We start from the raw sequence: 15,349 nt of genomic DNA, 5'->3' as shown, positions 1-15,349 counted from the left end.
TTTTCTCTTATTTAGGATTATAACTTTCTGATGAATAGGTTGTATTATCTTCTGATGTATAGCAAATGGGTAAATAATTACCCAATTTGGGTAAAGATAAAGGCGGTTACCCATGAGTAAAATCTTACCCATTTCAGCGAGGCGCGTATAATCAGTCTGTTATGATTTTGGCACGCCGTTTGCCTTACTATATGTGAATATATAAATAAAAGAAGATAATTGGGTAATCTATTACCCGGAAAGACTTAATTCGATATAGTATGAAAAGAAAATTACTGGTATCTCTGTTAATGGGATTTGCTTTGGCAGGGCATGCTGAAACGGAAACGCCCCGGATGATTACTTACGATGAAGCGATTCGTATCGCATTGGGTGAGAGTTATACGGTGAAATATTATAAGGAAGACATGGATGCCACCCGCTATTCTTATCTTTACACAAAGGCACAGTTCAAGCCGTTGCTTAATTTCGATTTCTTTACGCCTTCATGGACGGAAGGGCTGACGGAAATCTCGCAAGCCAACGGTCTGCCGGTTTATAACTCCACCGGTTCCCTGCAGGTGGGAGGGAATCTGAACTTTACCTATGTATTACCCACCGGAGGTAATTTTGCCCTCAGCTCTAAAATGTATTGGGAGAATTACCGGACTACGCTTTCACAACAGGATTATGAGGAACTGGAACGCGACCAGGTGTACAGCCGTTTCGCCCTCTCTTTCAACCAGCCCATCTTTACAGCCAATAAGCTGAAAGAGAATATGAAGGTGGCGGAACTGGATTATAAGAAAAGTACCTGTTATTTCACCCGTGTGCAGATGAATATAGTATATAATGTAACAGAGAGCTTTTATACTGTATATAAACTGGCGTACGAACATAAGATCAACCAGGACCGTTTGGTCAATTCCCGTGAGGCTTATCGCATCACCAAGCTGAAACAGGAAACGGGTAATCTTCCCGAAGGGGAAATGTTGATTGCCGAGATTACCGTAGCGCAGGACGAGGCCCGTGTAATGGAGAGCGAAGGAAAGCTATCTACTGCTAAAGACCAATTTAAGCTATTGATCGGTTTACCTCTCGGGGAGGAGATCGATTTGAAAGCAGAGATGGAGTTCGAGGCTTTTATTGTCGATATGCAGCAGGCCATCGACGAGGCATTGCGCAACCGTATGGAGATCAAGGAAAACAATCTCGATATCGAGTTACAGGCCATCGAAGTGAAACGTGCCAAACGGGAACGGGAGTTTAAGGGGAATATATCCGCTTACTATGATTTTACCGGATTAAGTACGCGCAGCGACGGTACGGTCGGTCAGCTGGTCGGTTCTTCGTTTGACAATATGCGCGACCGTCCTGCAAACCGTGGGATTGCCCTGACTGTCTCTTATCCGCTTCTGGACTGGGGACGTGCCAGGAATCAGGTCCGCCGCGAACAAGTCCGCCTGAAACAACGCAAACTGGATCTCGACAATACCGAACGTACTATCGAACAGGAGATACGTGAGATCGTCCGTAGCGTGTATGAGGCCGAGAAGCGTTACCGCATCAACCGCCGGAACCAGGAGGTTGCCATACAGAGTTACCGGATCAGCCAAATGCGTTTTGAAAACGGCGATATGACGAGCCAGGAACTTTCCATCGAACAGGAGCGTCTTTCGCAGGTGCAGTTGGCTTACATCGACAGTTATATCACTTACCGCTTGTCGGTAGCTGACCTAAACCGTAAGACGATGTATGACTTTGAACATAACCGCAGTTTCCTGCCTGAATCGTAGGAAAGCTGTTTTTAGTTAGTAGTTTTATATATAATTGATTACAGTTTCCTCGTAGTTGCCTGCTTTGGAAACTCCAGTTTCCTGCCAAAGAAACTCCAGTTTCCATTGCAGGAAATTAAAAGAAACTTAGGAACGAAATTGAAATAACTAATAATAAGAAGAACAAATGAACGAACACATGAAAAGTTTTATCACGGTACTGCTGGTCATTTTACTGATGCCCTTTACCGTCCGGGCGGAAGGTGACAGCGAAGCAGCCTTGTTACTCGACCTGAAGAAGACACGTGCCGACTATGAAGTAGCGAAACAGAAGTTTCAGAACGACACGAAGTTGTATAATGAGAAAGCCATCTCCGCTAATGATTTCAACCGTTCGAAGAATGAGTTGCTGAGTAAGGAAGTGGATTATCAGAAGCTGATCCTGAAGCTGATCTCGCAACAGAGTTACATCACGGTGGAACGTGCCGTGAAATATCAAGACCAGCGTGGCGAACGCAAGGTAAAGATCACCCTGAAAAGTGCGCTGGAAGGGAATGAAGAGTATCTGAGCCAGTTCAAAGAACATTTCGATGTTTTTACGCCCGAGATGCGTTCCGGTAAAATATATAATATATATGTATCGCTGGTCGATAACGAATCGAAGACGATTATCGGTTCGCCGTACGAGTACCGTGTGCCGTTTATCGAACTGGGAAAGGTGGCGACTGCCGATTTTGAATTGCTGAAAGATGCGGAGAACCTTACGGTGTCGTTGAACTACAATAACCACAAGGATGAGAAGAACATCTATCTGAAGAAAGATGCCAGTGTGAATGTGATCGATATTTCCTCCATGCAGTTCAGCCAGGAAGCGGACCTGAGCAGTAAGGCCACGTATGATCTGACACTCGAACGCTTCTCTACTTCGGACGATGTATATCGTTTGGAAGTACTCGACCTGCCGCGTCAGATCACTTACGACTTTATGGACGGAGAAAGTAAAGTGACCCAGATCAAATTTGCGCAGGGCGTAAACATAAAGAAGTTATCTTTGCAGGTATATTTACCTGACCGCGACGACCAGCAAGTAGTGATTGACAAACCGATCAAGTTCCAGGTTCAGACTGTTTCTGCCTCTAACGGCGAGAAGGCCGGTAACGAAAATCTGGAGATCATCCCTCGCGGAAAAGGAAAGATCGAAGTGCGTGCAAACAACCTCTACCACGAAACAACCGTAGGAAAAGAAGTGACAATGGATGTGACCGTACGTAACGGTGGTAGCCGTCGCCTGGATAACATCAAGCTGACTGCTGAGAGGCCTTTGGGTTGGGATACCCGCATCGAACCGGATGTGATCAGCAGTCTGGAACCGGAAAAGGAAATGACCGTACAGGTAACCATCATCCCGCCGAAAGACGGTGGAGTAGGTGCCCAGGAAGTAAAGATCAAGACGGAAGCCATGGCGGATAACCGCAAGGTGGATACAGAGGATAAGACAGTCCGCATCCAGGTAAACGCCGCCACATCTATCTTCGGAACAATCTTCTTAATCCTGTTGCTAATTGGCTTTGTAGGTGGAATTGTCTGGTTCGGGATGAAGCTTAGTAAACGGTAAGTTATGAAGATTTGAGCCTATCCGGGCATAGGGCATCAATTATAAATGGGACATGCTTGGTTACAGGTTTATTTGCCGTCTGCTTTAGCAGACGGACTGGTAAATGATCTATCTCTTGGACTTTAGTCCTATTTTAAACAGTCTCTCTATTTAAGAGGAATGTGGCTAAAGCCGAAGAAGAGAAACAATTTGAAAACCGTCGGTTAAAACCGTCGGCAAATGAACCTGTAATGGTTAAGTCACTTAAGTAGAAATAAAATAATAATAACAATATAAATAAGAACACTATGTTACAAGCAATCGATTTAACAAAGAGATACGAAGACGGCAACCTGGCTTTGGATGCCTTGAATCTGGAAATTAAACCGGGAGAAATATTCTTCCTGTTGGGAGCTAACGGTGCCGGAAAGACCACCTCCATCAATATCTTCCTGAACTTTATCGAGCCGACTTCGGGCCATGCCCTGATCGACGGTATCGACGTGATGGAGAACCCGTTGGAAACCAAGAATCATGTCGCTTTCGTTTCTGAAAACGTCATGCTGTACGGTAACTTCACCGCCCGTCAGAATCTCGATTTCTTTGCCCGCCTGGGAGGGAAGACGAATCTGACAAAAGACGATTATTATAACGTCATGCGCCGTGTCGGCCTTCAGGAAGAAGCCTTCGAACGCAAGTTGAAAACCTTCTCCAAAGGTATGCGCCAGAAAGTAGGTCTTGCCATCGCTATCATCAAAGATGCCAACAACATCGTCATGGACGAACCGACTACCGGACTCGATCCCAAGAGTGCTGCCGAGCTGATGCAGATATTGATCAATCTGCGCAATGCCGGTAAAAGTATCCTGATGTGCACCCACGACCTCTTCCGTGCCAAAGCGGTGGCCGACCGTGTCGGTATTATGAAGGAAGGGCGTCTTGTCATGCTCCGTAGCCGGGAAGAGTTCCTTCAGGACGACCTGGAACGGATCTATCTGGATTATATGCAGGAAGCTATTTTAGAATAAGAGTACAAACTGTCTAATACGATAAATAATATGATTTGGTTAATAGCAAAGAAAGATTTCCTGCTGAACTTGTTGTCAGTCAGGTTTATTATAGGGTTTGTGCTCTGCCTCCTGGTGATCCCGTTTACGATCATCGTCAGTGTGGACAATTACGAGAACCAGGTTCGCGTCTATAAGATCGAACAGGCGCAGGCGGATCGGGAATTGAAAGAGAGCCGGGTGTGGTCGGCGGTACGTCCTACCATCGTACAGGAGCCTGAACCTCTGAGTATTTTTAGTACGGGTATAATGACGAATGTGGGAAACAAGGTAAAGATCGCCTTCTGGGAATATCCGTTGTTTCCTTCGGGCCATACAATTACCCGTGATAATCCGTCGTTGAATGCCTTCTTCTCGATAGACTTTTCAAAGGTGATCGCTATCCTCATTTCGTTGTTGGCACTTGTCTTTTCGTATGATGCCATCACCCGTGAACGGGAAGACGGAACTATGAAACTGACATTTACCGGACAGGTGAGCCGTATTTCCTTCCTGATGGGTAAGTTGTTGGGACTGTTGCTGATATTGCTTCCTATATTGTTGTTCTGTTATCTGTTGGCCTGCCTGATTATCGTGGTCAATCCGGGAATATCCTTTTCTGCATCCGATTGGGGCGGAGTGGCATTGCTTTTCCTGACATCTGTTATTTATATGATGGTATTTCTTTTGTTGGGTATGTTTATCTCCAGCAGGGTCACGCATTCGTCATCATCCATCATCATTAGCTTGCTGTGCTGGATCTGGTTTCTTTTCCTCATGCCTAATATTGCCACTTATCTTTCTCAGAGTATCTCTAAAGCACCTCTGTATGATAATGTACAGGCAGCGATGAATAATTATGATGACACGTATTATAAAGAATATGGGGAAGAATGGCCGCGTGCAGCCCAACGGGTCAATATGCGTGGGTTGAGTTATAATAATTGTAATGGAGATGGTGTGGAATATCTGGAACTGGCAGGAGGACCGCGCGAAACTCCCTTATTCCATCAGCAGATGCAGATTTGGTCAACCCCTGTCATGTTGAATAATGCGGATAAGAAGTGGGCTTTGCAACGCGATTACCTGGATGGACTGATGCGGCAGCAACATTTGCAACAGGTTATTGCCTGGTTGTCTCCTTCCGAATTGTTTGGCCAGGCAACAGATGCTTTGTGTCATACCAATGCGAATTGTTTCCTGAAATATATGGAGAGTCTTCGCAATTACCGGGAGAGCCTTATTACTTATTTCAAGGATCATAAGTTGTTTGAATCTATCTCTTACTTTACGGGACAGAAACTGGAGGATTTTCCTACCCGTGCCGAATTGGATGCAGGAGATCAAGATGCCCATAGGAGATATGAAAGAGGAAACAGTGAATTTCCATATCTGGATACCAGCGGTGTACCTCGTTATGTCCCTCAGCCGGTAGCACTTTCTGCTGCTTTGGGCGATGCATTGGGACGCTTATGTGCCTTGCTGGGGTTGGCGATCGTATTGTTGGTCGGAACAATCGTGTCGTTTATGAAATATGATGTCAGATAATAAATAATTACAGTTATGTTTACAACTTTATATATACGGGAATTGCAGAACTACTTATATAGTCTGCGCTTTCAGGTTTCTTTTGTAATTGTTGTGCTTGTCTTTAGTTTGGGAAGTGTTTCATTTGTTTCTTCTTTTAAAGGTATGCACGATAATTACGCCAAATACAACCAGGCTCAACAGGAGTCATTGGCTAAACGTGCCGAGAATGTGTCGAAGGTAGCGACTCAACCGAGTAGTTTTGTGACTTCTCCGCGTGAAAACAGTGTAATTGCAGATTGTAAAGAGAGCTATTTGCCTAACCGTATCGAATATAGTGCTTACAATGTGTTCGGTTATTCGGTGCGTCACGATAGCAACAATCCGTTGTTAAGCCGTGGGGACAGCCTGAGCTGGTCGTTCATAGTCTCTATGTTTCTGAGTTTTATCACGTTGCTTTTTGCTTTTGATGCGATATCGGGCGAGAAGGAGGAGAGGACGCTGGCACTGGTCTTTTCCAATGCTGTGCCGCGGCGTACTTTCCTGTGCAGTAAATTGCTCAGTATCGTTACGATCGTGGGAATGATGGAGTTGGTCGGTATAATAATCAGTTTGCTTATTCTGGCTGTTTCGGGACAGGTGCAGCTGAACGGAAGCTTTTTGATGGAGACGGGCGGATTTGTGTTGATCAGTCTGTTGTTTATCACTACTTTCGCAGTATTCGGTCTGTTATCGTCGGTCGTAACGCGTTATTCCAATATCAGTCTGCTCATATCTCTTTGCTTTTGGTTGTTTGCTGCGGTAATTATTCCTAATACATCTGTGTTCTGGGCAAAAAAGCTATTCGGCATACCGGCTTCAGAAGAGGTAGACCGTAAGCGCCGGGAAGCGAGTGACGACATTAATCGTAATGCGCCTCCGGGCAGTTGGTCGTCCAATGGTGGCGATGCGTTTTTCCCTCGCCATGAGTTACGTGCAAAGAACCAGACAAACCTGATGAATAACGATAAAAAGTTTAATGATGCCTATTATTTGCAGCAGTTCCGTCAGTTCGAGCAGACCCGTAATTTTACGTTGCTTTCGCCGATTGCCCAGTTCGATTATATGAATGAAGCTTTCTTGGGAGGCGGTTACCTGCGTTTTCAGAAGAACTGGAATGACCTGCATGCTTTTCAGGAACGGTTCCTGCAATGGTTTAAAGATATAGATGCGAATGATTCAGGTAGTCCGCACTGGTATAATCCTTATGAAGATTATTCAACCAGTAAAAAGTCCGTCGCTGTAGACCAGATTCCGCAATATCAGGAACAGATTGCATCGTTCGGCCAGCGTATCGAATTTATCAGCGGATACCTGATTGCTATGATAATAACAATTGCTGTCCTGTTTATGGCCTGTTTTTATTTCTTTACAAGATATGATGTAAGGTAATAACTGTCTAAATTTTGTACATCAGTGTCTAATAATTGGACATATTAGGATTTGTGTATAATGTTTATATGTTTGATAAATAGGTGTTTGTATATTTTGGCACGCCATTTGCAATATAAATGGCGTTGCCGGATATACAATAAGCAAAACCGGGCAACTGTCCACTATCGGATATGTCTGGTTTATTCAATGTTTCTAATTATCAGATAGATACGATTCTGGCATGTTATTTGCTAATAAATAAGGTGAAAAGATAAACAATACTAAGAATATGTGTGTTTTCAACATGAAGGGAGCAACTCTGGCGAACTGCTCCCTTCTATGACCTTGAATAAGGTTAACATAATTGATGAGGTTCTCTTTGGCGAGAGAACAAACTCTTCCTTGTGCGTGAGCATAGGGAAGAGATTTTTTTAAGCTTTAGCTCCTTTCATGGATAATTTTTCAAGAAAATAGACGATAGCGAATCCGAAGATCATTAATCCGACTGCTTCCCATACCAGTTGGTTGGGCAAGATATTTGCTTCCACCAACGGTTTGATTACTCCATGGCTGTCGGTATATGTCTCAATCGTCTCTTTCCACGGCCATACTTTATTCAGCGAACCCAGCATAAAACCGGCCAGTACCGCAATGGTCGTATCATGAAACCGGCGCAAGGCAAAAGAAAGTACACGGGAGAAAGAGGTAATACCTATGGCTGCTCCACAGATAAATACGAGCATGACCGGTATATTGAAAGTCTTTACCGCTTCCATAATATAGAAGTACTTCCCTAATAAGACCAGGATAAAACTACCGGAAATACCGGGAAGGATCATGGCACAGATCGCTATGGCCCCGCAAAGGAATATGAAAAATAAATTAGTCGGAGTCTCTGCCGGTGTGGCAACAGTTATATAGTACGCAATGACGGCTCCGATAATAAAACTCAGTATTGTTTTCCAGTTCCATTGCTTGATATCTTTTGAAACGAACCAGGTAGAAGCCAGTACTAAACCGAAGAAGAATGCCCATACGAGGATCGGATGCGTAACCAGCAACCAGGTAATGATCTTTGCCAGCGAAAAGATACTGATAGCAATGCCGGCAACGATAGCCAACAGGAAATTCGCATTTATCGCTTTCCAGAATGAGGCGATCTTACCGGTGAAAAGTAACTTCAGGCTTGCTCCGTTGATACTCTTGATCGAATCGATCAGTTCTTCATAAATACCAACAATAAAGGCAATCGTACCGCCTGATACACCGGGTACAACATCGGCTGCGCCCATTCCCATGCCTTTCAAAAGTAGGAGACCGTAGTCTTTTAGATTTCTGTCCATTAGTTGTTATTGTCTTTGTTATTGAGGAATTCCTTCGTCAGATCTTCCGGTGGGATATGTTTTCCCATCAGTTGCTGCTCTACATCACTGAAATCGATACCGGATTCTTCCAGGTATTTTACCAGTTCTTTCGGAGATGTCTGGCTGAAGTGTTCACCGAAATGCTTCATGTCGCCCTTTGCCAGGTAAGCCATAGCCATATGAAGGTGCATATAAGGTAACTCCGGATTGACGGCGTATACTTTATTATAATATTTGAGTGCCTTGTCGATATCTCCTTTCATATACAGGTACTGACCTGCATGGAAAAGACTTTCGTAATCTTCGGGCTGATAGTTCTCTCCTTTATCCAGGACATTGAACAGACGTTCGGTGGTCTCTATAGCCAGCTTGTCTTCTCCGTTTTCCACATAGGTCAGAGCCAGTAAAGAGAGTATCCTGACGTTGTTGGGAAACAGTTCGATTGCTTTGTTGAGCGTCTTGGACGCTTCTTTGTCGCGTTCTGTCTCAGCACAACACCGGATAAAGTTGATGTAGGCAGCCGGTTCGTTGGAGGTTGCCTTTTTACCGATAATGTCTTTCAGTAAATTATATGCTCCTTCGAAATCCTCAAGTTTGATATAGCATTCAGCCATAAGCGGTTTGATACGTTCTGCTATTTCGGTAGTGGCATCGATCTCCTGATAAACCTCCAATGCCTTTTCATAATTCTCATTCATGTAGAGGCAGTATGCTTTCAGTATTTTCAGCTCCGGGTCCGAGTCATCGCAGGTTAGTGCGAAGTCGAATGCTTCGATTGCTTTCTCAAATTCCGATTTGATCGAATACAGGCGTCCGAGCGTGAACCAGGATTCGTAGGAGTAGGGTTCTTTATCGATCAGTTCGTTACACATACTGATCGCCCCGTCGATATCTCCTTTCATCTCCATGTTATAGCATAGCTCATCTTTCAGAGTGAGGTTGTCAGGGAACAGATCGATGCCGCGTCGTATGAAATCGTGCGCTTCGTTCGTCATTTCCATATCACTCAGAAGGGGAGCGGTGTATTCGAATATAGTCTCCAGATATTCGCAATCAGATTCGATCAGCCTTTCCGTATATTCGATCAGTTTATCATACCGGTCGAGCATGCAGTAACATTCCAATCGCAATAAGTCGAGGTCCTGGTTGTCTGTTTCAGCGATTGAATCGATCAAAGCCAATGCACTCTCATAGTCTTCATTATAGACGTACAGCTTGCATTGTCTGAACTGTAAATCTGTATTACCGGGATGAAGCTTTAACCCTAAGGTTAAAACTTCATCGAAATATTCATAATTATCCGATTCTTCAAAGCTGCCCAACAGTTCATCGATTTCATCTGCATCGAAATAGGGCTCTTTTCCCATTTCGCGGGCAGACAGATAACGTTGTAACAAGCGTGAGATATCATCTTTTTTCATAGGGAATAATTTAATTGGCACATTGTTAAGCCTTGTCCTTAACCTTGCTCCAGGTATCTTTCAGAGATACGGTACGGTTGAAGACGAGCTTTTCCGGCGTAGAGTCTTTGTCTACATTAAAATAACCGATACGCTGGAATTGTAAATAATCTAATGGTTTGGCATTTGCCAGATACTTTTCAACGTAGCAGTTTGTCAATATTTTCAGAGAGTCCGGATTGATGATCTCTTTCATGGCGTCCAGTACGGAGCAATCTTTTGCTTCGCGGATAGCAGCCAGTTCATCGCGGGGATTCTCGACTTTCCACAGACGGTCGTACAGACGGACTTCTGCCGGCAAACTATGTGCACAGCTCAACCAGTGTAAAGTACCTTTCACCTTACGATTGCTGTCCGGCATACCGCTCTTGGTGTTCGGGTCGTATTCGCAATAAACTTCTACCACTTCACCTGCATCGTTTTTCTTACAGCCTGTACATTTTACGATGTATGCATTCTTCAGACGTACTTCCTGTCCGGGAGTCATACGGAAGAATTTCTTCGGAGCATCTTCCATGAAGTCCTCTTTTTCTATCCATAATTCGCGGCTGAATTCGATGATATGGCTGCCTGCTTCCGGATCTTCCGGATTGTTGATGGCTTCCATCTCTTCTACTTGTCCTTCCGGATAGTTGGTAATAATCAGCTTCACCGGATCGAGCACAGCGGATACACGTGTGGCACGGGCGTTCAGGTCTTCACGAACGGCACTTTCCAGCAAGGCAAATTCATTCAGGGCATCGTAGGTGGTATATCCGATCTTATCGACGAATTTGCGGATAGATTCGGGGGAATAACCACGACGACGGAATGCACAGATAGTCGGCATACGGGGATCGTCCCAACCGTCGACCAACTTCTCTTTTACCAACGTAAGCAGGTTACGCTTACTCATTAATGTATAGCTCAGATTCAACTTGTTGAACTCGGTCTGACGGGGACGGTTGTCGTCCAAATCTTTACCTTCTTTCAACCAGTCGATGAACAGGTCGTATAACGGGCGGTGTACCACAAATTCCAAGGTACAGAGTGAATGCGTAACACCTTCGAAGAAGTCGCTTTGTCCGTGTGCAAAGTCGTACATCGGATAGACTTTCCATTTGTCACCTGTGCGATGGTGATGTGCGGTCCTCAATACGCGATAAATAATCGGATCGCGGAAGTGCATATTCGGATTAGCCATGTCAATTTTGGCACGCAACACCATGGCTCCGTCTTCTACCTCTCCGTCAGTCATTTTCTGAAACAAAGTCAGGTTTTCCTCGATAGGACGGTTACGATACGGACTATCGATACCCGGCTGGGTAGGAGTTCCTTTCTGCTGGGCGATAACTTCCGAACTTTGCTCGTCGATATAGGCTTTTCCTTCCTCGATCAGACGGATGGCAAAATCCCACAATTGCTGGAAATAGTCGGATGCGTAATAGATGTTACCCCAATGGAATCCAAGCCATTCTATATCTTCCTTGATTGCATCGACATATTCTGTATCTTCTTTTACAGGGTTCGTGTCGTCGAAACGAAGGTTACAAACTCCGTTATAACGTTCTGCAATACCGAAATCCAGACAGATTGCTTTGGCGTGTCCTATATGCAAATAACCGTTTGGTTCAGGTGGAAAACGAGTTTGTATGCGTCCGCCATTCTTTCCTTCTGCCAGGTCTTTTTCAACATTTGCTTCAATAAAATTCAGGCTCTTTTTGCCTTCTTCTTCGTTCGTTTTGATATCGCTCATATCTGTTATAAATATGTTATTTCTTTATTAACGGAACAAAGGTAGCGATTTCTTTATTCGCTGCATAGCAATACAAGTTTTTTCCTATATTTGTGCCTTAATTTTATCGAACAGATTATAATACATTTATATGGAATACTTCAATCTCCTGATTGATTTTGTGCTGCATATCGACGCCCATCTGGCAGCACTTGTGTCGACTTATGGCATCTGGATATATGCCATTTTGTTTCTAATCATTTTTTGTGAAACGGGGTTGGTGGTTACTCCCTTTCTTCCGGGCGACTCGTTGTTATTTGTGGCGGGAGCTTTGGCAGCTTTGCCGGGTAATCCGATGAATGTGCATTTGATTGTATTGGTGCTGATTGCTGCTGCCGTACTGGGAGATGCTTCTAACTATATAATAGGCCGGTTCTTCGGCGAAAGACTGTTTAGCAATCCAAATTCGAAAATATTCAAACAGAGTTATCTGGAGAAAACACATAAATTTTATGAAAAGCACGGAGGAAAAACTATTATCCTTGCTCGCTTTGTTCCCATTGTGCGTACGTTCGCTCCGTTCGTAGCAGGGATGGGACATATGAATTACCGCCATTTTGCTTCGTATAATATCGTAGGAGGGATTGTTTGGGTGGTTTTGTTTTCATATGCTGGCTATTTCTTCGGCGGAATGGAGATCGTTCAAAAGAATCTGGAACTTCTGATTGTCCTCATCATTTTTATCTCCATCCTGCCGGGTATAATAGAAATAGTCCGGAATAAATATTTTGTTAAAACAAACTGATTAACAGGGCGATATTCAGGACGGTCACCATCGTTCCCAACAACAGCAACAGGATGGTGGTCGAACGTGAATTGACATATTGACCCATCACTTTTTTACTGGAAGTAAGATATACCTGCGAAAAGACGGTGATGGGAAGCTGCACGCTGAGCAACATCTGCGAAAGGATCAATCCTTTGAACGGGTCGCCGATTAGGAAGATGATAAGCAGAGCCGGAACGAATGAAAGAATAACCCCCAGTTTGGAGTGTAAGTCTTTGTGGTTGTATGCCTCTCCGTAAAAACCGGCAAAGATGGATGCTCCGGCAATTCCGGATGTGATCGTCGAGGAAATACCGGCAAGCAATAAGGCGGCGGCAAAGATAACGCCTGCATTGTTTCCGACCAGCGGAACCAGCAATTGTTGTGCCTGGTCCAGTTCGTCTACGGCTATCTTTTCCTTGAAGAAAGTAGCCGCAGCCAGGATGATCATCGCCGAATTGATTGCCCATCCGATAACCATCGACAGGAGCGTATCGTAAAATTCGTATTTCAATTGTTTCTTGATGACGGATTCGTCTTCCAGGTTCCATTCACGGCTTTGTATTACTTCCGAATGTAGGAACAAGTTGTGCGGCATTACCACGGCTCCGAGTACACTCATAATGATCAGCATAGAATTTTCAGGGAAAGAAGGCTTTACCCATCCCTGCACGGCTTGTCCCCAGTTGACATCGACCAAAGCCAGTTCGTATAAGAAAGACAATCCGATGATGGAGACAAACATGATGATCCAGCGTTCTATTTTACTGTATGTGTTACTGAGCAACATGATCAGACAGGCCACTGTAACGATCACGGCACCGATCTTTATAGGTATACTGAACAACATCCGTAACGCAATGGCTCCACCCAATATCTCTGCTAGCGAGGTGGATATGCTGGCAAGCATGGCCGAACCGAGAATAGGCCGGCTGAGTGTGCGGGGCATATATTTGTTGGTTGCTTCGGATAAACAAAGTCCTGTGACGATCCCCAGGTGGGCTACGTTGTGTTGAATGATAATCAGCATGATGGATGAAAAGGTTACGACCCATAGTAAGGCATAACCGAATTCGGATCCGGCGGCTAAGTTGGTAGCCCAGTTTCCCGGGTCGATGAATCCGACAGTGACTAATAATCCGGGACCGATATATTTCAAAAGGTCTAATCCTCCGGAACGAGGTTTGTGATTAATTTTGAGTTTGTCTAGTAGTTTCATATTTTTTATTGCTTGTATTTCCAAATATTAGTTACTTTCTTTCTGTTCTTTCCTGATGTCTTTTTGGGCAAACTGCCTCTGGTAAAATCTTGTAAAGGACATTCTCCGGTTTCTTACGGGAACGTTAGAATAAATGACGTTTTGTTTATTGCCGGATTGCTCTTCAACGCGATACTACCGCCTGAAAGCCGCATGATCTGCCGTGAGATAGATAACCCGATACCGCTACCGCCTTCTTTGGTGGTGAAGAACGGGACAAAAATATGTTCCGCTTCTTCCGGCGGGATGCAGGGACCGTTGTTACTAACCTCGATGATCACGGATTCATCCGGGTTACAAGATGCATTCAGTTCTATTTGTCCGTCCGGCTGTTCGCTGCCGATGGCCTGCATGGCATTTTTCAGCAGGTTCAGTACAACCTGCGTAATCAGTTTTTCATCTGCATAAACGATCAGGTCGGTCGGCTCTATATGTATATTAATCGTTATATTAGGGAAATTGTTGTGGTAACGGGCCAGATTTATCATCCGTTCGGCAAATTTCTGTACATAAAATAACGACGGTTCAGGCGTCGGGATATGAGTGAACTTGCGGTAGGATTCGACGAATGAGATCAGGCTCTTGCCGGTTGTACTGATCACTTCCAGTCCGTTCCGAATCTCGCTGTCGGCATCTTCATGGATGGATAACAGGGTGTCGCTCAGTGATGTGATAGGGGTGACGGAGTTCATAATCTCATGTGTCAGTACACGGGTCAGGCGTATCCATGAATCGATTTCCTTGTCATCCAGTTCGCTGTTGATGTCGTTGATTGCCAGGATACGTACATGTTTTTCCTGGAGGGTCATTTCGGATACACGGATAGACAAATTGACCGTACCGCGTTCATTTACGAATGATATCTGATGTTTATCCCCCGGGAGGATATTAGCGATCGTAGCCTGTAGTTTATCATCGATGCGAGCCAACTGTTTGACATGGGTAAAGACGGAAAGCCCCAGTAAACGGAGTGCCTCGTTGTTGCTCTGGTAGATATTTCCGATATCATCCAATACGATGATGCCGGTATTGACCGAGTTCATGATCAGTTCATAATACTTCTCTTTTTGGACAGCATCAGCTTTTGCCTGGAAAAGTATCTGGGTGATACGGTTCAGCGATTCGCTGACCAGTTTGTCATTGGAAGAACGACCTCGGGTCGCATATTGGAAGGCATAGTCGCTGTTATCGATGGCATCGAACATGAAGGCTACCTTTTGGGCATTGCGTTTGTATAGTTCACTCATCATCCGAATGGAATAGATCCAACCGATAAGAATGAGAATGAACCATTCCCATTGGCGGGTCATAGCGAAGTAGGTTCCGCAGACGGTAAATATTCCGAACAGACCCAGCCGGAAAGTCAGACTATGATATATGCCTTTTAACATTA

At 44.5% G+C, this 15,349-nt stretch carries 11 protein-coding genes; 6 read left to right on the top strand and 5 right to left on the bottom strand.

Features of this window, described 5'->3' with window-relative positions; genetic code table 11:
• Positions 1 to 260 precede the first annotated feature (260 nt).
• From IEY67_RS11835 to IEY67_RS11815, 5 genes are all read left to right on the top strand, one after another.
• Entirely contained in the window at positions 261 to 1,775 is a 1,515-nt protein-coding gene (locus IEY67_RS11835) for a TolC family protein (RefSeq protein WP_122374454.1), read from the top strand.
• Positions 1,776 to 1,953: 178 nt separating this feature from the next.
• The gene (locus IEY67_RS11830) at positions 1,954 to 3,369 is read left to right on the top strand and encodes an NEW3 domain-containing protein (RefSeq protein ID WP_229801042.1); all 1,416 of its coding nucleotides are present in this window, start codon (positions 1,954 to 1,956) and stop codon (positions 3,367 to 3,369) included.
• 287 nt (positions 3,370 to 3,656) lie between these two features.
• Complete coding sequence (locus IEY67_RS11825) at positions 3,657 to 4,376, top strand: ABC transporter ATP-binding protein (RefSeq protein WP_122351571.1); 720 nt, start codon at positions 3,657 to 3,659, stop codon at positions 4,374 to 4,376.
• A 30-nt stretch (positions 4,377 to 4,406) separates the two neighbouring features.
• The gene (locus IEY67_RS11820; RefSeq protein ID WP_183671399.1) at positions 4,407 to 5,942 is read left to right on the top strand and encodes a DUF2705 family protein; all 1,536 of its coding nucleotides are present in this window, start codon (positions 4,407 to 4,409) and stop codon (positions 5,940 to 5,942) included.
• A 15-nt stretch (positions 5,943 to 5,957) separates the two neighbouring features.
• A complete protein-coding gene (locus tag IEY67_RS11815; RefSeq protein ID WP_122351569.1) occupies positions 5,958 to 7,352 on the top strand; it encodes an ABC transporter permease in 1,395 nt (464 codons plus the stop codon).
• A 413-nt stretch (positions 7,353 to 7,765) separates the two neighbouring features.
• Here IEY67_RS11815 and IEY67_RS11810 read toward each other — a convergent pair whose 3' ends face one another.
• From IEY67_RS11810 to IEY67_RS11800, 3 genes are read right to left on the bottom strand one after another with little or no spacing between them, the layout of a single operon-like run.
• The gene (locus tag IEY67_RS11810) at positions 7,766 to 8,677 is read right to left on the bottom strand and encodes a DUF368 domain-containing protein (protein WP_183671400.1); all 912 of its coding nucleotides are present in this window, start codon (positions 8,675 to 8,677) and stop codon (positions 7,766 to 7,768) included.
• A complete protein-coding gene (locus IEY67_RS11805) occupies positions 8,677 to 10,119 on the bottom strand; it encodes a tetratricopeptide repeat protein (protein WP_122351567.1) in 1,443 nt (480 codons plus the stop codon). Before IEY67_RS11805 ends, IEY67_RS11810 begins: the two co-directional genes overlap by 1 nt.
• Before the next feature lie 25 nt (positions 10,120 to 10,144).
• Positions 10,145 to 11,893, bottom strand: coding sequence for a glutamine--tRNA ligase/YqeY domain fusion protein (locus IEY67_RS11800; RefSeq protein ID WP_122351566.1), 1,749 nt, complete (start codon positions 11,891 to 11,893; stop codon positions 10,145 to 10,147).
• Between the two features lie 130 nt (positions 11,894 to 12,023).
• On the opposite strand from IEY67_RS11800, the gene IEY67_RS11795 reads away from it, so the two are divergent.
• A complete protein-coding gene (locus IEY67_RS11795) occupies positions 12,024 to 12,677 on the top strand; it encodes a DedA family protein (RefSeq protein ID WP_183671401.1) in 654 nt (217 codons plus the stop codon).
• Here the strand turns inward: IEY67_RS11795 and IEY67_RS11790 are convergent.
• Together IEY67_RS11790 and IEY67_RS11785 are read right to left on the bottom strand one after the other, a co-directional pair.
• The gene (locus IEY67_RS11790) at positions 12,664 to 13,917 is read right to left on the bottom strand and encodes an Nramp family divalent metal transporter (protein WP_122351564.1); all 1,254 of its coding nucleotides are present in this window, start codon (positions 13,915 to 13,917) and stop codon (positions 12,664 to 12,666) included. The genes IEY67_RS11795 and IEY67_RS11790 overlap by 14 nt on opposite strands.
• Before the next feature lie 113 nt (positions 13,918 to 14,030).
• Positions 14,031 to 15,347: a sensor histidine kinase gene (locus IEY67_RS11785; RefSeq protein WP_122351563.1), complete on the bottom strand. Its 1,317-nt coding sequence runs from the start codon at positions 15,345 to 15,347 to the stop codon at positions 14,031 to 14,033.
• Between the last annotated feature and the right edge of the window lie 2 nt (positions 15,348 to 15,349).

Source organism: Parabacteroides faecis, from assembly GCF_014647375.1.
Taxonomy (GTDB): Bacteria; Bacteroidota; Bacteroidia; order Bacteroidales; family Tannerellaceae; genus Parabacteroides; species Parabacteroides faecis.
The sequence above is the reverse complement of the archived record's forward strand: the minus strand, read 5'-3'. Positions and strand labels throughout refer to the sequence as shown.

Coding starts and splice junctions, on each gene's coding strand:
- IEY67_RS11835 (WP_122374454.1), top strand. CDS start 261: ATGAAAAGAAAATTACTGGTATCTCTGTTAATGGGATTTGCTTTGGCA.
- IEY67_RS11830 (WP_229801042.1), top strand. CDS start 1,954: ATGAAAAGTTTTATCACGGTACTGCTGGTCATTTTACTGATGCCCTTT.
- IEY67_RS11825 (WP_122351571.1), top strand. CDS start 3,657: ATGTTACAAGCAATCGATTTAACAAAGAGATACGAAGACGGCAACCTG.
- IEY67_RS11820 (WP_183671399.1), top strand. CDS start 4,407: ATGATTTGGTTAATAGCAAAGAAAGATTTCCTGCTGAACTTGTTGTCA.
- IEY67_RS11815 (WP_122351569.1), top strand. CDS start 5,958: ATGTTTACAACTTTATATATACGGGAATTGCAGAACTACTTATATAGT.
- IEY67_RS11810 (WP_183671400.1), bottom strand. CDS start 8,677: ATGGACAGAAATCTAAAAGACTACGGTCTCCTACTTTTGAAAGGCATG.
- IEY67_RS11805 (WP_122351567.1), bottom strand. CDS start 10,119: ATGAAAAAAGATGATATCTCACGCTTGTTACAACGTTATCTGTCTGCC.
- IEY67_RS11800 (WP_122351566.1), bottom strand. CDS start 11,893: ATGAGCGATATCAAAACGAACGAAGAAGAAGGCAAAAAGAGCCTGAAT.
- IEY67_RS11795 (WP_183671401.1), top strand. CDS start 12,024: ATGGAATACTTCAATCTCCTGATTGATTTTGTGCTGCATATCGACGCC.
- IEY67_RS11790 (WP_122351564.1), bottom strand. CDS start 13,917: ATGAAACTACTAGACAAACTCAAAATTAATCACAAACCTCGTTCCGGA.
- IEY67_RS11785 (WP_122351563.1), bottom strand. CDS start 15,347: ATGTTAAAAGGCATATATCATAGTCTGACTTTCCGGCTGGGTCTGTTC.